Genomic DNA, 26836 nt, shown 5'->3' with positions numbered 1-26836 from the left:
CAAATTCGTTATAAAAGGAGATTCTTATGTTAAGTTTAATCGAAATAAAAAAAGTATTTGGAAATGAAATAGTATTGAATCATTTATCAGGAGATTTCCAAAAAGGCCTCAATTTTATTTACGGTCCATCGGGTAGTGGGAAGACAACGCTATTAAATATCATTAGTGGTATGGATCAAAATTTTGAAGGAGATGTTTATTTTAACAATCAGTCGATGAAACGTTTTACGAAAAAAGAACTATCCGACTATTATTACAATTCAATCGGTTTTATCTGGCAAGATTACCAATTGATAGAATACTTAAGTGTAGAATGTAACATTGATTTAGTTCTAAGCCTATCGAACTTAAATAAAGCAGAACGAAAAATGAAAGTAGCAAAGGTATTAGAGGAACTAGGAATATCTGGATTAGCTAAAATGAAAGTGGCAAAATTATCTGGCGGACAAAAACAACGAGTAGCGATAGCTAGAGCATTAGTAAAAGATCCAGAAATAATCATAGCAGATGAACCAACTAAAGCATTAGATCTTTTAGCTGCTAATAAAATCATGACGGAGCTAAAAAAAATCGCTAAAGAAAGAATAGTGATAATAGTCACTCATGATAAAGGTTTAATTGAAAAAGACGCAAATGTCTATAGCATGGAGCAAGGACAACTAAAATTAGTAGGGCAAAGTAAACAACACTCAAAAGATGACGGGAAAAACAATCGATTGAATAAACCTCCTTATTTATCTTTAAAAAATTGTATCTCTCAATCTTTTAACATTCTAAAAGGCGCATCCATATATTCTATATTAACGACTATTTTACTCATACTTTCTTCCTTTTTTATGTTGATTAATTTGAGTGGGGAAATAAAAGAAAAACAAGATGATAATTTTAGCCGTCTCGTTAAAGAAAGAGGAGAGACGATCAAAGATATTTCTTTGTCAAAAGAATCGACAGGTGGTGGTCCTTCTGGTTCTCTAAAACAAGATACTTCAGGAGCAGTAGATTTATTAAAAGATGATCCCAGAGTAGATTTTGTGGCACCCTTGGAAATAGTGGGTGATTTGAAACTAAACGTAGGAGATTTGATTAAAAATTATGAAGTGAAGGATAGCTTTAACTTGCCTGCAATTACGAAATTGATAGCTGGAAGATATCCTTCAATTGGAGAAATAGAAGTGGCTGTTCCTAAACGGTTACTGGATTTACTAGGTCTAAAACCCACCGACGTAATCGGGAAAAACTTAAATATGACAGGACTTATAGACGTAAATCCAAAGATTGGAATCAATGAAATTACAGGATCAAAGGTCTCATTAAATGATGTAAAAGTAGTGGGAGTCATTGAAAATAATCCTAAAGGTGGAGCAATTACCAGCACTTTAGGAAGACGTGACGGGAAACTAACGGATGGCCCGTTGTTGTTTAGTGTAGAAGCTATCAAAAAAATGCGTCAACAAGCAGGCATTGAGAAATCGATAAGTTATAACGTAAGAGCAAAAACATTAGATGATATTTTACCTATCGTGAATAAACTACAACAATCAGGTTTACAACCTTCTGGAGATTTTAGCATGATTGAAGACATGCTCCGATTGAGAAAGAAAAATGAGGAGCAAGGGGTTACCATCAGTTTGATATTCTTTGTATTGTCACTAACAATTAGTATTGTTCTGGCTTTGTTCAATTTTTATATAAAGAAAAGTGAATTTCGTTTTTTCAAATTCAATGGTTTCAGTAATAAAAATATTTTAAGTTTAATCATTTCAGAATACTTTATACTTGGAATAATGTCTTCTCTTCTATTTCTGATAACTTTCCCATTGCTTAGTCTTTTAAGTCAAAAAATATTTAGTATATATATAGTATCTACTAATAACTTAGTTTTGGTATTGTTGCTGCCATTTGTCCAATCAATAATAATCAGTATCCTATCCTACTTATTATTTCTTAAAACTAATCCTACTCATAAAATGAAACAAGGTGATCCGAATGATTTACTTAAATAATGTCAGTAAAAAGTACAAAGATTTGGATATACTACTACATGCCAATTATCGATTTAAAGATGGTACGTTAACTTGTGTATTAGGGAATAGTGGAGCTGGTAAATCAACATTATTAAATTTAATAGCAGGCTTAGATATAGACTATGATGGGGAAATTGAAAATTTATGTTTTAAGGAAAAAAATTTCTCAAATAAAAACTTGTCTAATTATAGATTCAACAATGTGGGATTTATTTTTCAAGATTATCATCTCTTAAATGGATATACAGTACTTGAAAATGTCATAATGGGGGCACATTTAGACTCTGAACTAACGAAAGAAGAGAAAATCGAAAAAGGATTGAATTTATTAACGGAACTTGGTTTAAAAAACAAGGCAAATCAAATGGTCCATGAGTTAAGCGGTGGTCAAAAACAAAGAGCATCTATAGCGAGAGCCTTAATGAACGATCCTAAAATAATTCTTGCAGATGAACCAACGGCTGCTTTAGATGAATTAAATAGTGATGGTGTGATGAAGATACTAAAAAGGTTGGCAAGGAATCGAACCGTGATTGTTATTACACATAGTGAAAAAGTTTCAAAGTACGCCGATGAAATAGTCTGTTTAAAAAATCATACAATAGAAATAGTTAAAGAAAAAGAGCGATATGAATTAGACTATAGTAAGGAAAGTCAGACTTTCACAGCGAAAAAAGCTAAAGAGATTGTCCCAAAACTCAACTCAAAATTACTTTTTTGGATAGCAATCAGGAATTTTAGAATACATTTTTTAAAAAATTTACTTGCTATCGTATTGATTTCATTAGGAACGGTCTCTTTTATTTCAACGTTAGGAATAAAAAATACAATAAAAAATGAAATACAGTCATTTAAAGAAAAAAATGATTACTATAGTAAAGGATCAATTGCTTTTTCAAAAAAGCCTTTATCTGAAGGGCTTACTTATTTACAAACATTACCAAACGTTAAGGATGTGTATTACCAATATAATCTCCAAAATATTAATCTTAAATATGATCATAAGAATAAACACTTAGATACTAAATCACCAACATTCATTTCTTCCAATCTTTCGATGATTTATGGGGACATGCCTAAAGATAATAGGAATGAAATCAGTCTATCTCTAAGTGTTGCCTCGTCTTTGAGTAAGAATATTAATCAATTAGTTGGAAAGTACGTTGACTTTGAATACTTTGATAAGGAGGGACAAAAACATAAAATAAAAATGAAAGTGAGTGGTATCTCAAACGATACTTTTGATAACTTTACAATGAGTACGAAGCTGGAAAAGAAAATTTATAAAGAAGTAGCTAAAGGTGAGGCTTCTGCTATAGCGTTTAGTGTGAAAAATTTTGAGGACATTCCCAAAATTCATCGCCTGCTGAAAAGTAAGGGGTACGATATATACACTAAGGAAAAAGACATTCGTGCTTTTAAAAATAGTTTTGCTGATACTATAAAGTTGTTCACCATATTATCCAATTTACTTTTACTCCTATTTATCTCTGTTAGTTTTATTATAATCTATCGAATTTCTATCACTAGATATTCTGAAGTTGGTATACTAAGTTGCTTAGGATATAGTACCAGAAATATCTCTAAGATATTGAGAAGAGAAACCGTTCTATTTTGTCTACTATCCGTCTTATTTAGTAGTATATGGCTTCTTATTTTTAATACTGTATATAGCCAGAACTTTGGTTATAATCTAGAGTTTAATTTCCAACTAGGGATGCTTTTGTTGTTAGTAAATATTGGATTAGTTTTTGGCATAACTGGTTTTGTTAATTATCGATTGGTCAACCTATCACCTAGTCTGGCTTTAAAAAAATAAGATCTTTAACTTTAGAAATATAGTACTGACTAAGAGTCTGGGACTGAGACAAAAGTTGTCTCAGTCTCTTCTAGTATCTCTAAAAACGAATAAACGGTGATACAAAAGTAGCATCTTCGGAAATAAGCCGAAATTTACCAAAAATTTGAGAAGCAATTTTCGGAAATTCCTTCTTATTTCTTGATGCTGAACACTTTTGTCTCAACCTCAGTTTTTTTGCTTTTATTTCCCACAAATCTTAGGCTATTTTTATGAATTGAAAAAGTATAAATATGATCGAAGAAGTGTTATCCGCAGTTCAAATAATGAACATTCCATTTCTTCTGCTCTTACTACACCAGCTCTTCAAGTACTTGTTTGATTGCCAGCAGATCGGCTAATGTGACTTGGGCATTGATCAGTAAAACGGGGACGGTTTCAAAACTTTCTGTTAAAGGAGCGGTACTAAGGCAGAGATCATAGTCTTCGTTTTCGAAATGGCTGCGAATATCCAGATGGTAGTAGCTTTGAAAAGAAGACTCGATACGTTCTTTGATTGTTAAAGAAAGTGCCAAAGGTAAATCTGTTTCGAGTTTAAGGTTGATTTTTTTCATAAAGGTGGATGGTGGTGAAACCAAGGTCCAAGCAATCGCTACATGTAACGCAAGTCCTTTTCGTTTGCTATCTGAGGATGAGTAAAGATCAATTTGATCTAACAATTGTTCAGAACGCATCAAAAGGTTGGGAAAATTCTGCGAGACATAGTGCTGTAGATTATAGCCAGTCAAGGTATGGATCGTCTCTCCAAATAGTTCGACGGACAAAATTCCAGAAAGAATCGTTCGCAAAATCAAGTTCTTTTTTCTGGTAGACAATTGTTGAGAGTCTGTATCTTTCAGTAACAAATGGATGATTGCTTGCAAATAAGAACGATTTTGAACGCTTTCCTCTTGGATGGCAAAATAATCAGCTAACTGCTCTTTAGAAAAAGTGAGATCCAGATTTGATCGTAGCCACAAGAAAATAAAATGGCTCTCCATTGTTTCGAGTAAGAAGTGTTCACTCAACTCATCTGTCAGTTTTTTTAAGAGTGATGAATGCTGGTCCGTCAATTGTTGGAAGATTTCTTGGTCTTTAGGCGGTAGATCAGGAGCTAAAGTGATCATTTCAGATGTTATTTTTTTGCCTTTTCTAAACCGAATAATCGTCACTGCTAGTACATAAGTAGTAATTTTTAGTTCAATCTCATTGAAAGGAATTTCATTGATTTCATAAAAGTGTCGGGCGAGCATTTCACATTTTTGTTGAGAAATACCTGGAAATGGCCAGTGAAGACCAGAAAAGTTTTTCCAAAAAAAAGCAACCATAAAATAGCGAATACGAGGTTCATCACCGACTAAATAGAGCGTTCCTTTATTTTTTTTTACGGTAAACCCCAATGGCTGTAGTAGCGTTTCTAGTTCATAGCTTCGCTTTCGTACAGTAGATTCGGATAAATAATTCTCGTAGGCGAATTTGACTAGATTCACTTCATTTTCCAACAATAAAGTTTCAAATAAATTGAAAAAAGGATTTTCTTGTAATATTTTACGAATCACCGTTTTATAGTCTGTTTTGGTTCCTGTGAATTTATAGCCGAGACCATGTTTTGTATGAAAAATTGGTTCACGACTTTCATCTGTCATTAGGGAATGATTGCTTAGAACATCGTAATATTTGTAGATCGAACGCCGATCCATATTGAGGGCTTGGCTCATTTCTTCAATCGTTACAAAGCGCTTTTGATGATATAAAAAATGTAAAAGTTCGATTTCTTTTTTGACATCATTTCCAAAAAAATCATTGAATATTTCCATAAAAAAACTCCTAACCAAAGATTTCCCTCGATTCTTAGCTGTTACTTGATGCCATCTTATCATAAAAAGAGGATTTTAATGTATTCCAAATGTACATTTTTTTAGCTCAGAAAAGATTCCAGAAAATTTATACTAGCAATTGTTGAAAAAATTCTAGGGTTTTAATAAGGATGGGGAAATCTGTTGGTAGAAAAGGAGAGAAATGATGGGAACGAGAAAAGACAGCTATTTCAAGATAGTGATTTTATTCGTAGGATTAATGAGTATTTTACTGGGAATAGGGATGCAAAAATCATTTGCGGAGACGGTTGATTTTGCTTATACCGATTCTACGGGACAACGTTTAACAAATGGAACAGCAGTAGGGAATACCTATAATTATGATTATGGCCATGCACCAGAAGCCGTATTTGACGAAGAAAATTATGTTAATTACGCCGACCGTGCATATTTAAAAAAGAGTGTCACAGAAGATAGCAAGACACAAGGTTTATTTGACGTCACGTTAGATGTGAAAGGTAACCAGATCGGAACACCGATTGATTTAGTTTTGGTGATCGATTATTCTTCCTCCATGACTGGCGAAAAATTAACCAATGCTTTAATCGGATTACAACAATTTGGCAATGAATTAGCGGATTCGTTAGCTAATGGGAATATCCGCGTGGGGATCGTAGCATACAATCGAGAGGTTTATTCAACAAATGGTTTTTCAAGTAATATGAATGACTTAGAGAACTTCTTGAAATATACCGCTGAGTCACATTCGGGAACATTTATGCAAAAAGGATTATTAGCAGGGCAACGGTTATTATTGGAGAAAAGTCGGCCAGAAGCGGAAAAATTATTTATTCATATTGGTGATGATAGTGCTAATCGTAGTTATCTTCCAGTACAAGGAGCGAAAGAGTATCCAAATGAGGGAGAGATCATTGATTATAATGGCTACCATACCGATCATTATATTCAAGATTTTCAAACTGATTCTGACAAATACTATACGACGAACAGTAACCCTTCTGATCCCAATGCAATTTCTGTTAGTAGTTCAGTTGTGACAGATGCGACCTTAGGGACGATCGTTTCTCTCAAGCATTCGGGTTTTACCTGTTATTCGATAGCGACAGCACCTTCTGCTCGAGGGGAATATATTGGGCGAAACTTAGCTTCTAAACCGCAACAATACCTTACAACCGATGAAAATCTAAGCGGTTTGGGTTCTGCCTTAACAGAGATCGCCAACCAAATTGATAAAACGATTCCTAATGGTACGATCACTGATCCTATGGGGCAAGACATTTTACTCCAAGGAGCGGGTGAGTTTAATGAACGCTCCTATCAATTAGTCGGTTGGCGAAAAAATGAACAAGGAAATTGGGAACAAGCCAATGATGTAGTGGCTGATGTAGTTGTATCGGAAGCGAACCAAACGATTACGATTGCAAATATTGCATTAGGGGAAAATGAACGGCTTACGTGTACCTATCAAGTCCGTTTAAACACTGAAAATACTCATTTTAAAGGCGAAACTTGGTATTTGTGTAATGGACGGACAACGTTAGCACCAACAAATGAAAGTGAATTACTTGATTTTCCAATCCCTTCAATCAAGGCACCGACAACAACAATCCAAGTAGCAAAAAAATGGAAAAATGTAGCGGCATCCGAGATCCCAGAGACTATTGACTATGTGATTCGCAGGAGTTCGGTCGTTGATCCTACGAGTTGGCAAAGTTCAGCGGTGCTTTCTTTAAGAAAACAAGATAATTATCAAGCAACGATCAAGGAACTGCCAGTGGGAAACGAAAAAGCGGTCTTACCAAAATACAATAATCAAGGAGAAGACTTTACTTATCAAGTAGCGGAAGTGAATGTACCTGATGAGTTTGAGAGTACTGTAACCAATAATGGCAATTCTTTTGTGATCACGAATACGAAAAAAACGACCGAACCAAGCACAACAGAACCAAGCACAACAGAACCAAGCACAACGGAGCCAAGCACAACGGAGCCAAGCACAACGGAGCCAAGCACAACGGAGCCAAGCACAACGGAGCCAAGCACAACGGAACCAAGCACAACAGAACCAAGCACAACAGAACCAAGCACGACGGAGCCAAGCACGACGGAGCCAAGCACAACGGAATCAAGCACCATCGACTTAAGAAACTCTGGACCAAGTACAACTAAAAAAGAGGCGATGCTCCAGATTGCTTCTGAATCTTCGACTGATTCTGAAGCGGAACATTTACCAAAAACAAATGAACATTCCTCATCCATTCTGGTCTTTCTGGGAACGATGATCGTCGGATCGGTGGGTTATTATTTGATTCGTAAAATAAGATAGCCAATCAGCTGGTGTAGCTCAGAATGTCTGAAACTAGATGCTCTGAGTTTTTTTGTGCTATAGTTTAGTCAAAGTCATGTTGTGAAACGAAGGGGGAACCAGGATGAAAAAAGCGTTGTTGGTCGTTAATCCAAGTTCTGGAGGAGAACAAGCACAAGAATATGAAAAACTGGCCCATCAAAAGTTAACCACGATGTTTGATGAAGTCGTTGTTCTTCATACGAAAAAAGCTGGAGATGCCAAGAATTTTACTCGAGAAGCGACAGTGGATAGGTATCACAGCGTGTTTGTCATGGGTGGAGATGGTACTGTTAATGAAGGAATCAATGGGATCGCTGAACAAGCACATCGTCCAAATTTTGGTTTTATTCCGTTAGGGACAGTCAACGACTTAGCCCGTGCTTTAGGCATACCGTTAGAACCCGAAGAAGCTATCGCTCATCTTTCAATGGATGCGTTGCAACCATTAGATATTGGGAAAATCAATGACCAATATTTTATGAATGTCGTGGCGATCGGGACCATTCCTGAGTCAATCAATGATGTAGATCCAGAAAAGAAAACAAAATATGGTAAGTTTGCTTACTTTATCTCAGGAATCAAGCAATTGGCTGGAACCCAATCTTATAAATTCCAGTTAGTCATTGATGGGCAGGAAAAACAAATTGAAAGTAGTACATTGCTGGTAGGATTAACTAATTCAATTGGTGGTTTTGAAACATTGATACCTAATGCTAAAGTAAACGATGGCAAATTGCACTTGGTTTATTTAAAAGACACTTCATTGTTAGATACGTTAAAAACATTGCCTGATTTGTTAAAAGGTGTTGATTCTTCTACCGATCATCTGGCTTATCAAACCTGTGAAACGATCCAGATTGCTTTGAATGAAGACCAAGAATTGGCAACAAATGTGGATGGCGATGAAGGTGTCAATCTGCCTGTCACACTAAAAGTTCTTCCTTCTCATCTGATGATTTATTGTTGAGAAACCAGGGAGGATCATCTTTCTAAGCTGTTGATCTGAGTCATAGCCTTTGTTTTGAACAGTAGGTACCTCTGTCATCTGATGTCGATTTTAAGCGGATCTGAGAATCTGGTGAGACAGAGGCTGTGAATAAAGTTGGAATAATAAACTGAAAAACAGCCAGGATGAGGTTGAGGCAAGGTTTGGCTCAGTCTCGTTCTGGCTGTTTTTGGTTAGTTCTATTTAGCTGATTTAGTTAGAAGGACGAAAAAGCATTTCTCCTGAAAAAATGAAGGAGTCTCTTAATCTAATGCTTCGATAAAGCGTTGAGTAATTTCTTGAGGGCGTGTGATCGCGCCACCTACAACGATGCCAGCTACGCCTAAATCTTTGACTTGTTTGGCTTGTTGTGGCGTGTGGATCCGACCTTCTGCAATAACGCATATATCAGCTTGGATCAGTTCTTGGATGAGTGGGAGATCAGGACCAGCTTGTTTCACACTTTCTTCTGTATAGCCGCTTAAAGTTGTCCCCACAAAATCAACTCCTGCTTCGTAAGCATTCTTTCCTTCTTCAAAAGTGGCGATATCAGCCATCAATAATTGCTGTGGATATTTTTCTTTGACTTTAGCAATGAATTCATTGATGTTCAGACCATCGTGGCGTTTGCGTAAAGTACAATCCAAAGCGATAACTTCAACCCCTGTGGCTACTAGTTCATCAACTTCCCGCATGGTTGCTGTAATAAATGGCGCTTCAGGAGGATAATCACGTTTAATGATACCGATGATCGGCAGGGCCACTTTTTCTTTGATCGCCATAATATCCCGTACTGAGTTCGCACGGATACCAACAGCTCCTGCTTTTTCAGCAGCTAAAGCAAAATAAGGCATCAAACTACCTTCTTCTGTATAAAAAGGTTCTCCAGGTAAGGCTTGGCAGGAAACGATCAGCCCACCAGCAATTTTTTCTAAGAATAATTGTTTGTCCATTCTGTTTTTCTCCTTTATAGTTTTTTCTCAGTTTCACAAAAACGTTTCGCAAAGAGCTAAGGCTATGCGAATGATAGCAAAAAAGTGATTACTTAGATAATGGATATCTAAGATAAATTGCTTGATCAGACAAATAAGCGGTTTAGAAAAACGCTTTATTTTTTGATTACAAAATAAGTGTAGCGATTTCGTAATTATTGAGCAAGTGATAGTTCTCAAAAACAGCGTAGATCAGTTGAGTGAATGAATTGACATAAAAAAACAAAATTTCTTGCTTTTTTCTTGATTTTTATATATGATTTTAACAATTTAGGGTAAAAATGAAAGAAAAGGGGTAACAAAAATGACGAAGTATCAACGGAAGGTTTTATTAGCAACATCATCAGGGATTGCATTAGAGAATATGGATATCATGTTCCTAGCTTTTTCTTTATCTTCAATGATTGCAACTTTTCATATTAGTGGAACGCAAGCGGGAATGATTGCGACGATCACTAATCTGGGGATGCTCGTTGGAGGTATTTTTTTTGGTCTGATGGCGGATAAATATGGTCGAGTAAAGGTGTTCTCTCAAACGGTTATCTTATTTTCAATTGCTTCATTATTGATGTATTTTTCTTCAACGATTTATTTAGTCTACTTGTTTCGTTTTATTGCAGGAATCGGGGCTGGGGGCGAGTATGGCGCTTGTATGTCTTTGATCTCTGAAACTTTTTCAAAAAAACAAATTGGACGAGCTTCGTCCATTGCTGGTATTGGAGCCCAAGTAGGCGCGGCTCTCGCTGCTATTTTGGCGGCAATCGTCATTCCATGGCTCGGGTGGCGCATGTTATATGTGATTGGTGTATTACCTGTATTATTAGTTTTAGTCATCCGACATGGCTTAAAAGAACCGGAGGCATTTCAAGCTGCGAAAGCAACTAAAAAGGCAACAAAGTTACGCAATCTATTTGAAACAAAACAACTTACTTGGCAGACGATTGGCTTGAGTCTTATGGTGACTGTCCAAATTGCTGGTTATTTTGGTTTGATGAATTGGTTACCTTCGATCATGCAAGCACAACTAGGATTATCCGTTTCAGGTTCGTCTTTATGGATGGTGAGTACGATTGTGGGGATGTCATTAGGTATGTTGACTTTTGGGATCATCATGGATAAATTAGGTCCCAGAACAGCCTTTACTTTATTCTTGATTTGTTCAGCGCTCTCGGTCTTCTTACTCGTTTTAGCTCGTAGTCAATGGAGTTTAGTAGCAGCAGCGGTGGTTGTTGGTTACTTTATCAATGGCATGTATGGCGGCTATGGTGCAATCATTAGTAGCCTGTATCCTACTGAGATCCGTGCAACAGCCAATAACTTTATTATGAATTTAGGTAGAGCTGTAGGTGGATTTTCTTCGATCATTATTGGCTTTTTGATGGATCATTATCAATTATCTGCTGTGATTATTTTTCTAAGTAGTATTTATCTTGTCAGTCTAGTGGTCTTGTGGACACTTACTGGTGTAAAAGAATTAAAATTCAGCTTACAAGAATAACATCCATTGGTGTAAGTTATCAGTGGATAAGTAACATTCGTTATCATTTTGCTTTATAAAAAGATCGTTAAATAAATACGTATATTTTATTTTATCTAGGTAAATATACTTATTTTCTATTAAAAACATGGTATGATTATTAGTAATCGAATAAAGAAATAGGTGAATGTTCATGGATAGTATGGCGAAAGTCAATCAATTTAGAGACGAAAGAAATTGGCGACAATTTCATAACGAAAAAGATCTTGCAATTTCTATTTCCTTAGAAGCTTCTGAATTACTGGAGCTTTTTCAATGGAAGCAACCAGAAGAAGTGAAGGAAACTTCATTAGAGCGGATCAAAGAAGAACTGGCAGATGTCTTGATCTATTCTTACATGATGGCTGACAATTTACAGTTGGATCTTGATGAAATTATTGAAGAAAAATTAGCAAAAAATAAATTGAAATATCCAGTAGAAGCAAGTCGAGGACAACGAAAGAAATATACAGAACTTTAAGTGTGAAACTATAGGTTGCGTTTATTTTAGCTAAATAAGGGAGGCAAGTGAATGAAGGAAAAACCAAGCAAAGGTCGAGTAAAAAGATGGATCGCCAATTTTTTCTTATTTTTACTATTATTGGTTGGCTTAGCGTTAATTTTTAATGAACAGATCAAAGATTATTTTGTTAAAAATACCGGAGATAAATACGCAATTGCCAATGTGACAAAAGATGAAATCAAGAAAAACAACGAAAAAGAGGCAAGTTTTGATTTTGATGCAGTGGAGTCAATGAGTACGGAAAGTGTGTTGCGTGCCCAATTGAATCGAACGGACTTACCAGTTATTGGTAGTATTGCTGTTCCTTCTGTGGCAATCAATATCCCGATTTTTAGAGGTTTAGATAATGCGAACTTGCTTTATGGTGCGGGGACATTAGATCCTAATCAGCAAATGGGAAAAGGAAATTATGCTTTAGCGAGTCATCGTTCGAGCAATCCACAACTATTATTCACGCCACTAGAAAATTTATCATTAGGAGATAAAATCTATTTGGTAGATTTGGAAAATGTCTATACGTATAAAGCAACCTTTAAAGAAAAAGTGGCACCGACGGAAACCCAGCTGTTAAATATCCAAGAAGGAAAATCGCTCGTTACTTTGATTACGTGCGGAGATATGAATGCGGTGACTCGATTAGTCGTTCAAGGCGAATTAGAGAAGGTTACACCAATGAAAAAAGCGACGAAAGAAATGAAGGCAGCATTCAATATGGAAACACGAACATTTTAGACGAAAATAGTTAATGAAAAACCGACGATTGCTAGTTCGCTCGAGTAGCTAATAGTTTTCGTCGGTTTTTTAATTTCTCATTTTTACAATTACTAAAAAAAAAAGTTGAAAAGGCTTGCAAAAATTAAAGAAGGGTGCTATGCTTGGTTCAGATAATCGATGGATTGTTACTGTTCGGCAGGCAAAACCAGAATTCAACCTAAAGTACAGGGGGATTCTAGGTTTTTTTATTTTTTTTATGAGAGGGCGAGGGAAAATGGTTATTGAAAAAGTCTTAAATAATAACGTCGTCATTTCAAAAAACGAACGAGGTGAAGAGATTATCTGTATGGGCAAAGGCCTCGCGTTTCAAAAAAGACCTGGTGATAGGATTGATAAAACAGCAGTTCAAAAAGAATTTGTTTTAAAAGATTCCTTAGCAACCAATCAATTTCAACAGCTGATGGCGGATGTCCCATTAGAAGAAGTAGAATTAGTCAAACAGATCGTTGATGTGGCGGAAGAACGATTAGGCGTTTCGTTGTCGTCAAATATTTATTTGACATTGACCGATCATATTCATTATGCGATTTGTCGAGCGAACGAAAATATCCAGTTACCAAATCCACTTCTTTTTGAAACAAAGAAATTTTATCCGAAAGAATACTTGGTGGCCAAAGAAGTATTGCAATTGATCCAGAGAAAAGTTGGAGTCAGTCTACCGATTGACGAAGCAGGATTTATCGCTTTTCATTTAGTGAATAGCCAACAAGGAAATGGGGATATGCAAGTCACGATGACTGCAACGACGATCGTTAGAGATATTCTCAGCATTATTAGTAAGTTCTTTGGTGTGACATTTGACGAGGAATCGTTGAATTACCAACGAATCATCACCCATTTACAATTTTTTACACAACGCTATTTAAAAGGCGAAAGTTCGGATGAGCAGGATGAATTTCTCTATGCGCTCGTTCAAGGGAAGTATCCAAAAGCCTTTCGCTGTTCGGAACGGATCAATGACTATCTCTTAAAAACACAACAGGAACCAATGGGAGTCGCAGAACAAATCTATTTAACGATTCACATCCAACGTGTAGTGAGTGAAAAACAAAGTACCCAATCTTAAGGATTGTTACTGGTAAAGCAGGCAAAACCTAGATTGAAAAATAGGGCACGAATTTTCGTGACCGTTTTTTCAATCTAGGTTTTTTATTTGATTAAATCAACTAGAAAGAAGGAAAAGAAGATGGATAATCAAGCAGTTGGTAAAAGAGTATGGGAGGCAGTCGGAGGTGAAAAGAATGTCAATAGTTTAGTACATTGTGCGACACGTTTACGTTTCAAATTAAAAGATGAATCGGTCGCAGATACACAAAAGTTAAAACAGGATCCAGATGTGATTCAAGTAGTACAAAGTGGTGGTCAGTACCAAGTAGTTATCGGTAGTAATGTGGCTGACGTTTACCAAGCAATCGTTGATGAGCAAGGTCTGACAGATCAATCAGGAACAGAGGATCAGTCAAAAAATCCTTTGAATCGCTTGATTGATATTATTTCTAGTATTTTCACGCCATTTTTAGGCGCAATGGCAGCTGCAGGGATCTTAAAAGGATTTTTATCTTTGGCAACGGTGTTAGGTTGGCTGGCTACGGATACTGGGGCTTACCAAGTTCTATTTGCAGCCGCAGATGGTGTCTTTACCTTTTTACCAGTGATGTTAGCTTTTACTGCAGCCAAAAAATTCAAAACGAACCAATTTTTATCTGTGGCAATTGCTATGGCGTTAGTTTATCCAGCAATCACGCAACTAGCTGGAGCTGGAGGGGCAGTGGATTTCTTTGGCTTACCAATCGTGTTAGCTCAATCAGGTTACACATCTTCAGTGATTCCGATCATTTTAGCTGTTTGGGTCCAAAGCAAATTTGAACCGCTGGTGAAAAAAGTGATTCCACAATTTTTACAAATGATTTTTGTACCAATGATCGTTTTATTGGTGATGGTGCCATTAACTTTCTTACTGTTAGGTCCAATCGGGACAGTTATCGGTAATGGGTTAGGTAGTCTATTTAATTCGATTTACAGCTTTAGTCCATTAGTTGCGGGCTTGATTATGGGAAGTTTATGGCAAGTGTTCGTAATGTTTGGGATGCACTGGGGCTTTGTACCGATCATGTTCTTGAATATTGAACAATATGGGTTTGACGTCATGGTTCCAATGCTTTTACCAGCCGTTTTAGCTCAAGGTGGTGCAGCCTTAGCAGTGGCGATTCGGACCAAAGATACTAAGCTTCGTTCATTAGGTATTTCATCTACAATTACCTCACTTTTTGGCATTACGGAACCAACTGTTTATGGGGTAACTTTACCGTTAAAGAAACCGTTTGTCGTTGCTTGTCTGTCAGCCGGTATCGGAGGCGCAATGATTGGTTTTGCTGGTGTGAAAGCTTTCTCTAGCGGGTTAGTAAGCTTGTTAACGATCCCAACGTTTATTAGTACGAACCAAGCAGTTGAATCCAATGTGACCATGGCAATCCTTGCGACAGCTCTTTCATTTGTCTTAGCATTCGTAGGTACGCTGATCGTTGGATTTGATGAAACCGTCCAAGATGAAAAACTAGAAACAAATCAACAAACAACAGCAGGTGACACGATTAGTTCTGCTCGACATAATCTAAAAAGTCCTTTAAGCGGGAAAGTCCTGCCATTATCTGATGTTCCGGATAAAGTTTTCTCTTCTGGAGCGATGGGAAAAGGGCTTGCGATTGATCCGGAAAAAGGTGAATTGATTGCGCCAGCAGATGGGGAGATCACGACCATTTTCCCAACAGGTCATGCGGTTGGTTTAACAACGAAAGATGGAATTGAAATCTTGATGCATATCGGTATGGATACCGTTGAGCTTGAAGGACAAGGGTTTGAGACTTTTGTAAAACAAGGGGATCAAGTAAAAGCTGGTGATTTATTGGTTCGATTTGATATTGAAGCGATTAAAGCCGCTGGATACAGTGTGATCACGCCAATCGTTATTACAAACACGGAACATTTTGCTGATGTGTTGGAATTAAATCAAGAAGAACTGATTGCTAGTGAAGATTTTCTAGCAATTGTCAAATAAGGAGGAAATAGCAGATGACTACAAAGTTTTCAAAAGATTTTTTATGGGGTGGCGCTACAGCTGCCAATCAATTAGAAGGTGCTTATGATCAAGATGGGAAAGGGCTCTCAGTTGCTGACGCGATGCCTGGGGGGAAACAACGATTTGCAGTTATTGGCAGTGAAGACTTTGATTGGACGATCCAACCAGATAAATATACCTATCCTAACCATCAAGGGATCGATCATTATTATCGGTTTAAAGAAGACATTGCGCTTTTTGCTGAAATGGGCTTTAAATGTTATCGTTTCTCCATTGCTTGGACTAGGATTTTCCCTCAAGGAGACGAAGTAACACCGAATGAGAAAGGTTTAACCTTTTATGAAGAAGTGATTGATGAATGTTTGAAACATGGGATTGAACCTGTGATCACGATTTCCCATTACGAAATGCCATTAAATCTAGCAAAAAAATATGGCGGATGGAAAAACCGAGAACTGATTGAATTTTACGAACGCTTTGCTAAAGTGGTGCTTGAACGCTTCAGCGATAAAGTCAAATATTGGATGACGTTCAATGAGATCAATTCAGCTTTTCATTTTCCAGCTTTGAGTCAAGGATTAGTAAAAAGTAATGGTGCGGCTGATTATCAAAATATCTTCCAAGCATGGCATAACCAATTTGTAGCAAGTAGTAAAGCTGTAAAAATCGCTCATGAATTACGAGAGGATAGCCAAGTGGGTTGTATGATTATCTATGCAACGACGTATAGCATAGATGCTAATCCAATCAATCAAGTAGCTACATTGATCCAGAACCAAGAATTCAATTTCTTCTGTGCAGATGTTCAAGTACGGGGACAATACCCGGCATACACAAACCGCACGTATGAAAAATATGGCGTAGATAGTGCCAAATTAGAACAAACGACTGAAGATTTTGAGTTGTTGCAAGCATATCCAGTCGACTATATCGGTTTCAGCTATTATATGTCTACTGCAGTCAACGAAACGGACCCAGATGCAGCGGCCTCAGCGGGTAATCTTTTAGGTGGAGTTAAAAATCCGTTCTTAGAAGCCAGTGAATGGGGATGGCAGATTGATCCAGAAGGTTTACGGATTGCATTAAACGAGTTGTACAACCGTTACGAAAAACCATTGTTTATTGTTGAAAATGGGTTAGGCGCGATTGATAAGGTAGAAGAAGACGGGCAAATCAATGATGATTACCGTATTGATTACTTACGTCGGCATATCGAAGCAATGGGAGAAGCGGTGGCTGATGGAGTGGAACTCATGGGATATACGCCATGGGGATGTATTGATCTGGTAAGTGCTTCGACTGGTGAAATGAGTAAACGTTATGGATTTATCTATGTTGATTTGGATGATGAAGGGAACGGAACCAAAAATCGTTCAAAGAAAAAATCTTTTGATTGGTATCAAAAAGTCATCGCCACCAATGGAGAAAAACTGTAAGTTTGTATTCATGATAGAACCGTTGTTTACTAAGAAATTAAGAATAGTTCATTTCTGATAAAGAAAATAAGGTCATTTTTGACAAATCACTGTCGAAAATGGTCTTTTTTCTATTTGATCGAGCGATTCATTTTACTCTCGTTGTTCTAAAGAAAAAAATCACGAGATGTGGGAAAGTCTCACTTGTGTGCCCTGTCATAGAATGATAAAAAAATATCGGTTATTTTAAAATAATCATAGGGATTAGGAATGGAAGATGATATAATCTAAAATGAAAATGTGAAATAAATCACTATTATTTTTGAAAAAATATGGGAAGTGTGGGTTTGAACATCTATGTATACACCAGAAGAAATTATGGATATCAGTATCCATCTTGGAACTAAAAAGATCCAAAAGCCAATTCTTGCGAAATTAATTCTAGGTTTTATCGGAGGAGCAATGATCTCGTTAGGTTATTTAGCCTACATCAGAGTTTCAGCTTCGATTCCAGAATCACTGGCGAGTTTAACTAGTTTAGTAGGGGCGGCTGTGTTTCCTATCGGACTATTGGTGATCCTGCTTGGTGGCGGGGAATTAATTACTGGAAATATGATGGCGGTTGCAATTGCTTTTATGGATAAAAAAGTAACTTTTTCACAATTAGTTAAAAATTGGACAATTATCACGTTAGCTAATATCGTGGGTGCCATTTTTGTTGCATATTTCTTTGGACACTTTGTCGGATTGACTCATTCAGGCGTTTATTTGGACCAAGTCATCCATATTGCTGATCATAAGATCGAAGCTTCTTGGTGGCAAGCACTTGGTTCGGGAATCGGTTGTAACTGGTTTGTCGGCTTAGCATTATGGCTATCCTATGGAGCAAAAGATGCAGCTGGAAAAGTATTGACTATTTGGTTCCCCGTAATGATTTTTGTTGCCATCGGCTTTCAGCATAGTGTGGCTAACTGCTTTGTGATCCCAGCCGCAATTTTTGAAGGACAAGCGACTTGGACAGAATTTCTCTTGAATTTTATCCCAGTTTATATCGGTAATATTGTCGGCGGTGCAATATTCGTATCAGGATTTTACTATGCAAGCTATAAGCATCATTGAAAATAAGCATGTTGATCGATAAGTTAGAAGACTAATAAGAACATCGAAGTTTGCGTTTTGCTTACTTTGGTGTTTTTTGTAAATGATAAAATAATTTCTTCCTATTATAATTTTATAGATAAAAAAGAAGAACTATTGTCTTAATCCTCAATCCACCAACATAGCTAATCCATGGCGTTTATATTCTTTTTTTATTTTTTATGTGCTATGATTCTAGTAATAAAATCGAAAGGTGAAGTTATGAAAAGGACACGTGTACTATACCTAGAAGTTGCAGACAAGATCAAAGAAGATATCTTTTCAGGAAAGTATCCTGTCGGCACCATGTTGCCTACAGAAAATGAATTAGAAGAAATGTTTCAAGTAAGTAAGATCACGGTTCGTAAGGCCATTGAATTATTAGCAACAGATGAATATGTCGAAAAGAAAAGCGGACGAGGGACGACGGTAGTAAGTAATCGTCCATACAATCGTTTGTCAAAAGCGGCAAGTTTTACACAGATTCTAGAAAACTCACAACATACAGTTCACAAAGAAACGTTGGAATTAAAGAAAATCACTTTAAAAAAAGATCATCCATTATTTGCCTCTTTTGGTTCAACGGCTGTCTGTTTTAAGCGATTATACTACTTAAACGACCGTCCTTATATTTACTTTACGCATTATCTGCCAAGTGATTTGCTAGAAATCAAGCGCAAAGTATTTGATGAAGAGTCTTTATATCGATTATTGACCCAAAAAGGTTATGCCATCGCCTCCTTTGCCGATGATTTTTCCGCTGTGTTTCTAACAAAGGATGAACGGGAAATTTTAAAAACTACCTCAGAGATCGCGATTAAAAGAACGCGACAATCAAAGACTCACTTGGGGAAAACAATCGAATATTCAGAAGCAATTTACGAGACCAATCTGCATCCTTATCATATAGACTATGAAACATAAGGTTGTTTGAACGATGTTCTGCTTCAAGTAATAACGGCGAGCCTTAGAAAATAGCTTTTCATATTTTGTAAGGCTCGCCGTTATTACCGCAGAAGCAATCGTTCAAACACCGTCTATCAGGAGGTAAAAGCTCCAGGTTAAAGTCTTGCCAGAAAATAGCTTTTCATATTTTGTAAGTACGCTCGTTATTACCGCAGAAGCAACCTTTTAAACACCGTCTATCAGGAGGTAAAAGCCTCAGGTTAAAGGCTTACCAGAAAATAGCTTTTCATATTTTGTAAGGCACGCCGTTATTACCGCAGAAGCCATCAGATACATGGGTCAAGATATTCGCAGGTGGTTTCTTGTGATGGGGGAAGGATTGTGTATTTTTAGGATTAGCTTCCTTAGAGAGTAGAAAAATTTTTACTATTTATAGAAATCGTTTACAAAATCAGCATAATATGGTACGATCACTTTGATAAACATTATAATGTTATAAAAGGAGAGAGTGGCAATGGATAAGTTTGTAGGATTGATTGAACAAAAGATTATGCCAGTAGCTAACCGAATTGGAACACAGAGGCACATGACGGCAATTAGAAAAGGAATTATTGCAACGATGCCACTAACGATCGTCGGTTCATTTTTTACGATTTTACTGAACATTCCGATTGAATCTGTGGCAGCAGTGATCGAACCCTATCGGCAAATTTTGGATATTCCTTTTCGTTATACGATAGGGATTTTGGCATTATACGCAACATTTGGGATTGCTTCATCATTAGCAAAAAGTTATAAAGTTGATTCCTTGACGGCTGGTATATTAGCATTGATGTCTTTTCTGATCGTGGCAGCACCACCGACACAGGTATTAGAAGACTTGGAAGGAATCACAGCAGGACGTTATATCAATATTGCGAATCTAGGATCAGGTTCATTATTTGGTGCCATTGTTACAGCAATTATTTCTGTCGAGATTTATCGTTTCTTCATTGAAAAGAAAATTACAATCAAGATGCCTGATGGGGTGCCACCAGAAGTGACAAACTCTTTTGTTGCATTGATTCCTGGAGCGGTGATTTTGATTTTCTTCTGGGTGATCCGACATATGCTTGGTTTTGATCTGAATGGGTTCTTAAGTGAGTTATTGATGCCGCTAAAAGGCATACTTGCAGGGAATAGTTTGTTTGGTGGTTTATTAACAGTCTTCTTGATTTGTTTTTTCTGGGTTCTTGGGATTCATGGACCAGCCATTATGGGACCAGTGATTCGCCCATTTTGGGATATTTCGATTGCTGAAAACATTGATGCTTTCAACGCTGGTGCGAATGCTCATAATATGCCGAATATTTTTACAGAACAGTTTTTACAGTGGTACGTGTGGATCGGTGGCGCAGGAACAACCTTGGCTTTAGTGGTTTTATTCATGTTCTCCAAATCAAAATATTTAAAGAGTTTAGGTCGATTATCGATTTTACCAGGACTATTCAACATCAATGAACCAGTGATCTTCGGGGCACCGATTGTAATGAATCCAGTATTAGGGATTCCGTTCATTCTTGCACCGTTAGTAACGACTACTTTGTCATATGTCTTAACGGTTAGTGGTCTCATACCAATGATGACGGCTCGGTTACCATTTGCTATTCCTTCGCCAATCGCGGCTTGGATGAGTACAAACTGGAGCGTAGCGGCTGGCGTGTTAGTCATTGCTAACTTCCTGATCACATTGGCTATTTATTATCCGTTCTTCAAAGTATTCGAAAAACAACAACTGGCTCGTGAAGCAGAAGAACAAGCGCAAGAAGAAGCACCAATGGTGACGGGCGTTACCGAGGAACAAGCATAATAAAAAATGGAGGTTAGTGGCTATGAAACGTGCACTAGGGATTTCACTTTACCCAGATCATAGTGATCCAATCAAAGATCAAGAATATTTGCAATTAGCACAACGTTATGGGTTTACCCGTATTTTTATGAGTATGTTAGAAGTAACGGAAGATCCTCTGATTGTAAAACAAAAGTTTCAAAAATTGATTCATTTTGCGAAAGAATTGGGATTTGAAACGATTTTAGATGTTGCTCCCAACATTTTTGAACAGTTGGACATTTCGTATGACGACTTAAGTTTTTTCCACGAAACTGGTGCAGATGGAATCCGTCTTGATTTAGGATTTGACGGCGGAAAAGAAGCTTTGCTGTCATATAACCCTTATCAGTTAGCGATTGAGTTGAATATGAGTAATGATGTTGCTTATTTGGATAATATTTTGTCTCATCAAGCAAATAAACCCTTTCTCTATGGGTGTCATAATTTTTATCCTCAAGAAGGAACAGGCTTACCTTACCGATTTTTTGAGTCTTGCAGCCAACGATTTAAAAAACAAGGGTTACGAACGGCTGCTTTTGTTTCTTCTCAGGTGGGAACAATCGGACCTTGGGATATCAATGATGGGTTGACTACGTTAGAGATGCACCGTCATTTACCGGTCCATGTAGCAGCAAAACATTTGTTTGCTACTGGGTTGATCGATGATGTCATTATTGGAAATGCCTACGCATCTGAAGAAGAGCTGCGTATGTTAGGGGAAATGGATCGCTATCAAACAGTATTTACGATCGAGTGGCAGACAGCTACTCATGAAGTAGAACGACAAATTGTATTAGGAGAACAACATGTTCGTCGAGGAGATATCACTGAACAGGTTATTCGTTCCACTGAAGTTCGAAAAAAATATAAAAATGCAGAAAATGAAGCTCATGATAACGAAAATGAATTTCAAGTCGGTGATGTAGTCATTGGAAATGATACATTTGGCAAATACAAAAATGAACTTCAAATTGTTTTAGAACCACATCGGGATGCAAGGAAAAATAAAGTTGGTGCAATTGTACCAGAAGAACATCTCTTACTAGATTTTATCCACCCATGGTCGAAGTTCAAATTTATAGAAAAGTAGGCGTTGTGATGTTCGATTTAGTGATCAGAAATGCACGTAGATTAACTGGCGAAACACTGGATATTGGGATCAATGATGGAAAAATCCAGAAAATCGCAACAAGTATCCCAGAAAAAGGAAAAACAGAACAAACGTTGCAGCCAGGGCACTATCTTTCTGCTGGCTGGATCGATGACCATGTCCATTGTTTTGAGGAAATGACTTTATATTATGATTACCCAGACCAGATTGGTGTGAGTAAAGGGGTAACAACGGTTATCGATGCAGGAACAACAGGTGCCGAAAATATCCATCAATTTTATGAACGAGCAAAAAAAGCCAAAACCAATGTGTATGCCTTGTTGAATATTTCAAAGTGGGGCATCGTAGAACAAGATGAATTAGCTGATTTATCCAAGATACAAGCGAATTTGGTCAAAGAAAAATTGACTGAATTTCCAGAATTTATCGTGGGAATCAAAGCCAGAATGAGCAAAACCGTGGTTGGGAATAATGGATTGACACCGCTGGAATGGGCGAAAAAAATTCAAAAAGAGAATCATCAAATTCCTTTGATGGTGCATATTGGCTCTGCCCCACCACATTTAGAAGAAATTTTGCAGCTCCTGGAAAAAGGCGATATCTTGACCCATTGTTTTAATGGGAAAGATAACGGGATTATGGAGAAAGAAACTCATCAGATTAAACCGTTTGTCAAAGATGCCTTAGCCAAAGGGGTGATTTTCGATATTGGTCATGGCACCGACAGTTTTAATTTTGAGGTGGCAAAAGCAGCCTATGACCAAGGAATCAAAGCGGACTCTATTAGCACGGATATCTATATTCGTAATCGAAAGAACGGCCCCGTTTACGATTTAGCGACAACGATGGAAAAATTGCATTTTATCGGCTATTCCTGGTCAGAAATTTTAGAAAAGGTAACTTGTGTGCCGGCTAAAAATTTTCATTTAGGAACGAAAGGTCAGATAGAAGTAGGTTTTGATGCGGATTTTACAATATTTGAATTTGTTGACCAAGAAAAGACGATCACTGACTCGAATGGACAACAGCAAGTGATCGATCAACAAATCAAACCAGTTAGCGTAGTTATTGGGGGAAAGAGTTATGAGTGTAAGTTATGATAAATTCAATTTAAAAGAAGTGATCAATGCTTCAGGCCGGATGACGATTTTAGGTGTTTCCAAAGTATCGGAATCTGTTTTGGCAGCGCAACGCTTTGGCGGCGAACATTTTTTTGAAATGTCAGACCTGAGTGAAAAAACGGGTGCTTATCTGGCGAATCTCTTAGCAGTTGAGGATGTTCAGATCGTTTCTTGTGCTTCTGCTGGTATTGTTCAAGCAGTGGCAGCGGTTATTGGCAAAGGAAGTCTAACTCATGTTTATCATCCTTATTCAACAACTATCAAGAAAAAGGAAATTATTTTACCCAAAGGACACAATGTTGATTACGGCACATCCGTTGAATTAATGATTCAACAAGGTGGGGGGCAAGTAATCGAGGCAGGTTATGCCAATATGTGTAGCACTGAACATCTTGAAAGCTGTATCACTGAAAATACCGCAGCGATTCTTTATGTCAAAAGTCACCATACGGTTCAAAAAAGTATGTTGTCAGTAGAAGAAGCAGTAGCAGTTGCCCAAAAACATGAAATCCCGTTGATTGTTGATGCAGCAGCAGAAGAGGATTTATTCAAATACACTAAACTAGGAGTGGACCTAGTGATTTATTCGGGTGCAAAGGCGATCGAAGGTCCAAGTGCAGGGATGGTGATTGGAAAGAATCCTTATATACCATGGGTACGATTACAATCAAAAGGGATCGGTCGTTCGATGAAAATCGGTAAAGAGAATATTTTAGGGTTTACTCAAGCGGTCACCGATTATCTTGAACATGGCAGTGAATCTGGTGAGTCAATGAAGCACCGTTTACAACCATTTGTTGAAGAGTTGAATCACATTGATCATTTGTCAGCAACTATTGTTCAAGATCCAGCTGGTCGAGAGATTTATCGAGCGAGTGTTAAAATCAGTGATCGTTCTGCACATTCAGTTATTCAGGCACTAAAAGAAAAAAATCCAGCAGTCTATACACGAGATTATCAAGCGAATCATGGTATCATTGAATTTGACATACGTTCGGTCAATCAAGAAGAAATGAAAAAAATCATTGTTCGCCTGCAAGAAATCATGAATGAAACAAAATTATCTTGAGTGAAAAAGGAGAGAAAAAAATGTCACGAATTCCTAACTATTTACACGATCAAGTTTGTTTGAATGTTTTAGCTAATTCTGTTGAAAATGCGGTGGAGTGTTATGAAGCAGCTGAAGGACATATTTTGCTGGGGGTGCTTTCAAAAAACTATGAAACAGACGAAGCAGCGATTGCTGACATGAAAAAGTATCAAGCAGCAACGAATAATGCGCTATCAGTTGGCTTGGGAGCAGGTGATCCAAACCAGAGTCAAATGGTGACTCGTTTGGCAAAAGTCTTGCAACCACAACATGTGAACCAAGTATTTACTGGAGTGGGTGCTTCACGAGCTGTGTTAGGTCAAAATGAAACAGTGGTCAATGGATTAGTTTCACCAACAGGTAAAGAAGGGTATGTCAATATTGCAACCGGTCCTTTAAGTTCTCAAGGTACAGCAGGCGTAGTCACGATTGAAACAGCGATTCGCTTACTGCAAGATATGGGAGGAACATCAATCAAGTATTTTCCAATGAAAGGGTTAGCACATCAAAAAGAGTATGAGGCGGTAGCGCAAGCTTGTGCCACTTATGATTTTGCATTAGAACCAACAGGAGGAATTGATTTAACCAACTTTGAAGAGATCCTTCAAATCGCTGTCGATGCCAAGGTGAAAAAGATTATTCCCCATGTCTACAGCTCGATTATTGACCCTGAAACGGGCAATACGAAGCCAGAGGATGTCCGGACATTACTACAAATCATGAAAAAAGTTGTCAGCTAAGATGAAAAAAGGTGAGAAAATGAAATTTGGGGCATTTGGAGAAGTGATGTTGCGATTGACACCTCCAGAACACTTGATGCTAGAACAAACTCATACATTAAGACTGGCATATACCGGAACAGGTGTGAATCTAGTTGGTAATCTAGCTCATTTTGATATGGAGAGTTATCTATTGACGGCTCTGCCCGATAATCGCTTAGGCAGTGCTGCGTTAGCTAACTTAAAAAGTATCGGTGTTGAAACGAAGTATGTAATCCAACAAGAACAACATATCGGTACCTATTTCGCAGAAATGGGGTATGGTGTTCGTCCTACTGAAGTTACTTACCAAAATCGAAAACATAGTTCTTTTGGATTGTCTCAAGAAAATGACTATGAATTACAGGCGTTTATTGAAACAGTAGATCTTGTGCATATTTGCGGGATCAGTTTGAGTTTGTCTGATCAGTGTGCCGAAACAGCGATTTCTCTTGCCAAGAAAGCTCATGCTCAGGGAAAAAAAGTATGTTTTGATTTCAACTTTCGGCCAACATTGAACCAGGAACAAGATCAAAGAAACCTCTTGAAACAACGCTATGAGGAAATTTTACCTTATTGTACGATTTTATTTGGCTCGATCCGTGATTTGACGGAATTATTAGAATGGCGAACAAGCGATTCAACGAAAAATCCTATCGCCTATATCCAATCCTTTTTAGCTTATTATGACATCGAATGGTTTGCTGGTACGAAACGAACTAGCAATGAAGGAAGAAAACAATTAAAAGGATATTTGATCACCGTCACAGAAGACGTTGAAACACCTTTTTACGAGTTATTTGTTTTAGACCGAATTGGTGCAGGGGATGCTTTTGCGGCTGGGATATTATTAGGATATGCGGAAAACTGGTCATTGACTAGAACCGTCGAGTTTGCAACAGGAAATGCTCGTTTGGCTCATGCAATCCAAGGAGATGTTCCGCTCACAACTAGAAAACAGGTTCAACAATTACTAGATGCGCCAGATGTCGATTTGATTCGCTAAGAAATAGTCTTGCGATGAATGGACGAAATAAAATGCATCGGAGCGTTAAAAAAGTCTTGAAACGGGAATCAGTGTTTCAAGACTTTTTGACATCGTCTGAAATATTAAAAGTTAGCTTTTAGTAGATAGCGGATCAGCCAAGAGTTGAATAAGCTGATGGTAAAAATCCAGAAATGATTGGATAGAGTTGCAACTGTAGCGGTCGTTTTAGATCGCTAACTTTCTCTGTTGTTTTTAGGGTCTAAAAGAAGGAGAAATATTTTTGACAAAAATCTGGGAGAAAAACAGTACAGTTTTTTGTAGGTTTTCGTTTTCTCTTGACTACCACGTAAGCGATCAGTATTATAAGGAACAGATAGAAACAGCCAAATAAAAAAAGGCACCTCCATTTCTAGTGGCAGCCAGAAACAGAGGTCTTGAAAAAGTCAACCACATTGACCAATCAAGTTTGCCATAGTCAATGGAAACCATCAACTTCGTTTATTGTATCGAATCTCAAAGGAGAAATCT

The 26836-nt window shown here is 37.4% G+C and carries 20 protein-coding genes; 18 read left to right on the top strand and 2 right to left on the bottom strand.

Annotated elements, in window-relative coordinates; all coding sequences use genetic code 11:
* Positions 1-26: 26 nt before the first annotated feature.
* Positions 27-2003 carry an ATP-binding cassette domain-containing protein gene (locus tag AB3I12_RS06790; protein WP_368015647.1) on the top strand — a complete coding sequence of 659 codons (1977 nt, stop codon included), beginning with the start codon at positions 27-29 and terminating at the stop codon, positions 2001-2003.
* Positions 1987-3843 carry an ABC transporter ATP-binding protein/permease gene (locus tag AB3I12_RS06785; RefSeq protein WP_063626632.1) on the top strand — a complete coding sequence of 619 codons (1857 nt, stop codon included), beginning with the start codon at positions 1987-1989 and terminating at the stop codon, positions 3841-3843. Before AB3I12_RS06790 ends, AB3I12_RS06785 begins: the two co-directional genes overlap by 17 nt.
* A gap of 332 nt (positions 3844-4175) precedes the next feature.
* Here the strand turns inward: AB3I12_RS06785 and AB3I12_RS06780 are convergent, their stop codons facing one another.
* On the bottom strand, positions 4176-5678 hold the full coding sequence (locus tag AB3I12_RS06780) for a helix-turn-helix domain-containing protein (RefSeq protein WP_063626635.1): 1503 nt from the start codon (positions 5676-5678) through the stop codon (positions 4176-4178).
* 259 nt (positions 5679-5937) lie between these two features.
* Between AB3I12_RS06780 and AB3I12_RS06775 the strand changes: the two genes are divergently transcribed.
* Positions 5938-8025, top strand: coding sequence for a VWA domain-containing protein (locus AB3I12_RS06775; RefSeq protein ID WP_231105544.1), 2088 nt, complete (start codon positions 5938-5940; stop codon positions 8023-8025).
* A 103-nt stretch (positions 8026-8128) separates the two neighbouring features.
* The gene (locus tag AB3I12_RS06770) at positions 8129-9013 is read left to right on the top strand and encodes a diacylglycerol kinase family protein (protein ID WP_063626640.1); all 885 of its coding nucleotides are present in this window, start codon (positions 8129-8131) and stop codon (positions 9011-9013) included.
* Positions 9014-9294: 281 nt separating this feature from the next.
* Here AB3I12_RS06770 and AB3I12_RS06765 read toward each other — a convergent pair whose 3' ends face one another.
* Positions 9295-9984 carry an N-acetylmannosamine-6-phosphate 2-epimerase gene (locus tag AB3I12_RS06765; RefSeq protein ID WP_063626642.1) on the bottom strand — a complete coding sequence of 230 codons (690 nt, stop codon included), beginning with the start codon at positions 9982-9984 and terminating at the stop codon, positions 9295-9297.
* A gap of 343 nt (positions 9985-10327) precedes the next feature.
* On the opposite strand from AB3I12_RS06765, the gene AB3I12_RS06760 reads away from it, so the two are divergent.
* From AB3I12_RS06760 to AB3I12_RS06695, 14 genes are all read left to right on the top strand, one after another.
* Positions 10328-11521 carry an MFS transporter gene (locus tag AB3I12_RS06760; protein WP_034699715.1) on the top strand — a complete coding sequence of 398 codons (1194 nt, stop codon included), beginning with the start codon at positions 10328-10330 and terminating at the stop codon, positions 11519-11521.
* 172 nt (positions 11522-11693) lie between these two features.
* Positions 11694-12020, top strand: a complete 327-nt coding sequence (locus AB3I12_RS06755; RefSeq protein ID WP_010719940.1) for a nucleotide pyrophosphohydrolase — start codon at positions 11694-11696, stop codon at positions 12018-12020.
* 51 nt (positions 12021-12071) lie between these two features.
* Positions 12072-12794, top strand: coding sequence for a class A sortase (locus AB3I12_RS06750; RefSeq protein WP_010738352.1), 723 nt, complete (start codon positions 12072-12074; stop codon positions 12792-12794).
* A 256-nt stretch (positions 12795-13050) separates the two neighbouring features.
* Complete coding sequence (gene licT, locus AB3I12_RS06745; protein ID WP_010738350.1) at positions 13051-13902, top strand: BglG family transcription antiterminator LicT; 852 nt, start codon at positions 13051-13053, stop codon at positions 13900-13902.
* Between the two features lie 120 nt (positions 13903-14022).
* The gene (locus AB3I12_RS06740; protein WP_053765881.1) at positions 14023-15891 is read left to right on the top strand and encodes a beta-glucoside-specific PTS transporter subunit IIABC; all 1869 of its coding nucleotides are present in this window, start codon (positions 14023-14025) and stop codon (positions 15889-15891) included.
* 14 nt (positions 15892-15905) lie between these two features.
* Entirely contained in the window at positions 15906-17348 is a 1443-nt protein-coding gene (locus AB3I12_RS06735; protein ID WP_063626644.1) for a glycoside hydrolase family 1 protein, read from the top strand.
* A 336-nt stretch (positions 17349-17684) separates the two neighbouring features.
* Positions 17685-18446, top strand: coding sequence for a formate/nitrite transporter family protein (locus AB3I12_RS06730; protein ID WP_010719935.1), 762 nt, complete (start codon positions 17685-17687; stop codon positions 18444-18446).
* A gap of 240 nt (positions 18447-18686) precedes the next feature.
* A complete protein-coding gene (locus AB3I12_RS06725; protein WP_063626646.1) occupies positions 18687-19388 on the top strand; it encodes a GntR family transcriptional regulator in 702 nt (233 codons plus the stop codon).
* Positions 19389-19884: 496 nt separating this feature from the next.
* A complete protein-coding gene (locus AB3I12_RS06720) occupies positions 19885-21219 on the top strand; it encodes a PTS sugar transporter subunit IIC (protein ID WP_063626648.1) in 1335 nt (444 codons plus the stop codon).
* A gap of 22 nt (positions 21220-21241) precedes the next feature.
* A complete protein-coding gene (locus tag AB3I12_RS06715; protein ID WP_063626650.1) occupies positions 21242-22330 on the top strand; it encodes a DUF871 domain-containing protein in 1089 nt (362 codons plus the stop codon).
* Between the two features lie 8 nt (positions 22331-22338).
* Positions 22339-23451, top strand: a complete 1113-nt coding sequence (locus AB3I12_RS06710; RefSeq protein WP_063627692.1) for an amidohydrolase/deacetylase family metallohydrolase — start codon at positions 22339-22341, stop codon at positions 23449-23451.
* Positions 23435-24541: a DgaE family pyridoxal phosphate-dependent ammonia lyase gene (locus AB3I12_RS06705; protein ID WP_063626652.1), complete on the top strand. Its 1107-nt coding sequence runs from the start codon at positions 23435-23437 to the stop codon at positions 24539-24541. The genes AB3I12_RS06710 and AB3I12_RS06705 overlap by 17 nt, the downstream gene beginning before the upstream one ends.
* A gap of 20 nt (positions 24542-24561) precedes the next feature.
* Positions 24562-25302 (top strand): KDGP aldolase family protein, encoded by a 741-nt coding sequence (locus tag AB3I12_RS06700; protein WP_010719929.1) that lies wholly within the window; start codon positions 24562-24564, stop codon positions 25300-25302.
* 19 nt (positions 25303-25321) lie between these two features.
* A complete protein-coding gene (locus AB3I12_RS06695) occupies positions 25322-26326 on the top strand; it encodes a sugar kinase (RefSeq protein WP_063627693.1) in 1005 nt (334 codons plus the stop codon).
* The last annotated feature ends 510 nt before the right edge of the window (positions 26327-26836 follow it).

The organism is Enterococcus sp. C65 (genome assembly GCF_040887165.1).
Taxonomy (GTDB): domain Bacteria; phylum Bacillota; class Bacilli; order Lactobacillales; family Enterococcaceae; genus Enterococcus_B; species Enterococcus_B hirae.
This window is presented reverse-complemented; position numbering and strand designations above follow the sequence as displayed.

Bases quoted from the DNA above. Each gene is read 5' to 3' on its own strand.
- AB3I12_RS06790 (WP_368015647.1), top strand. From the start codon at position 27: ATGTTAAGTTTAATCGAAATAAAAAAAGTATTTGGAAATGAAATAGTA.
- AB3I12_RS06785 (WP_063626632.1), top strand. From the start codon at position 1,987: ATGATTTACTTAAATAATGTCAGTAAAAAGTACAAAGATTTGGATATA.
- AB3I12_RS06780 (WP_063626635.1), bottom strand. From the start codon at position 5,678: ATGGAAATATTCAATGATTTTTTTGGAAATGATGTCAAAAAAGAAATC.
- AB3I12_RS06775 (WP_231105544.1), top strand. From the start codon at position 5,938: ATGAGTATTTTACTGGGAATAGGGATGCAAAAATCATTTGCGGAGACG.
- AB3I12_RS06770 (WP_063626640.1), top strand. From the start codon at position 8,129: ATGAAAAAAGCGTTGTTGGTCGTTAATCCAAGTTCTGGAGGAGAACAA.
- AB3I12_RS06765 (WP_063626642.1), bottom strand. From the start codon at position 9,984: ATGGACAAACAATTATTCTTAGAAAAAATTGCTGGTGGGCTGATCGTT.
- AB3I12_RS06760 (WP_034699715.1), top strand. From the start codon at position 10,328: ATGACGAAGTATCAACGGAAGGTTTTATTAGCAACATCATCAGGGATT.
- AB3I12_RS06755 (WP_010719940.1), top strand. From the start codon at position 11,694: ATGGATAGTATGGCGAAAGTCAATCAATTTAGAGACGAAAGAAATTGG.
- AB3I12_RS06750 (WP_010738352.1), top strand. From the start codon at position 12,072: ATGAAGGAAAAACCAAGCAAAGGTCGAGTAAAAAGATGGATCGCCAAT.
- licT (WP_010738350.1), top strand. From the start codon at position 13,051: ATGGTTATTGAAAAAGTCTTAAATAATAACGTCGTCATTTCAAAAAAC.
- AB3I12_RS06740 (WP_053765881.1), top strand. From the start codon at position 14,023: ATGGATAATCAAGCAGTTGGTAAAAGAGTATGGGAGGCAGTCGGAGGT.
- AB3I12_RS06735 (WP_063626644.1), top strand. From the start codon at position 15,906: ATGACTACAAAGTTTTCAAAAGATTTTTTATGGGGTGGCGCTACAGCT.
- AB3I12_RS06730 (WP_010719935.1), top strand. From the start codon at position 17,685: ATGTATACACCAGAAGAAATTATGGATATCAGTATCCATCTTGGAACT.
- AB3I12_RS06725 (WP_063626646.1), top strand. From the start codon at position 18,687: ATGAAAAGGACACGTGTACTATACCTAGAAGTTGCAGACAAGATCAAA.
- AB3I12_RS06720 (WP_063626648.1), top strand. From the start codon at position 19,885: ATGGATAAGTTTGTAGGATTGATTGAACAAAAGATTATGCCAGTAGCT.
- AB3I12_RS06715 (WP_063626650.1), top strand. From the start codon at position 21,242: ATGAAACGTGCACTAGGGATTTCACTTTACCCAGATCATAGTGATCCA.
- AB3I12_RS06710 (WP_063627692.1), top strand. From the start codon at position 22,339: ATGTTCGATTTAGTGATCAGAAATGCACGTAGATTAACTGGCGAAACA.
- AB3I12_RS06705 (WP_063626652.1), top strand. From the start codon at position 23,435: ATGAGTGTAAGTTATGATAAATTCAATTTAAAAGAAGTGATCAATGCT.
- AB3I12_RS06700 (WP_010719929.1), top strand. From the start codon at position 24,562: ATGTCACGAATTCCTAACTATTTACACGATCAAGTTTGTTTGAATGTT.
- AB3I12_RS06695 (WP_063627693.1), top strand. From the start codon at position 25,322: ATGAAATTTGGGGCATTTGGAGAAGTGATGTTGCGATTGACACCTCCA.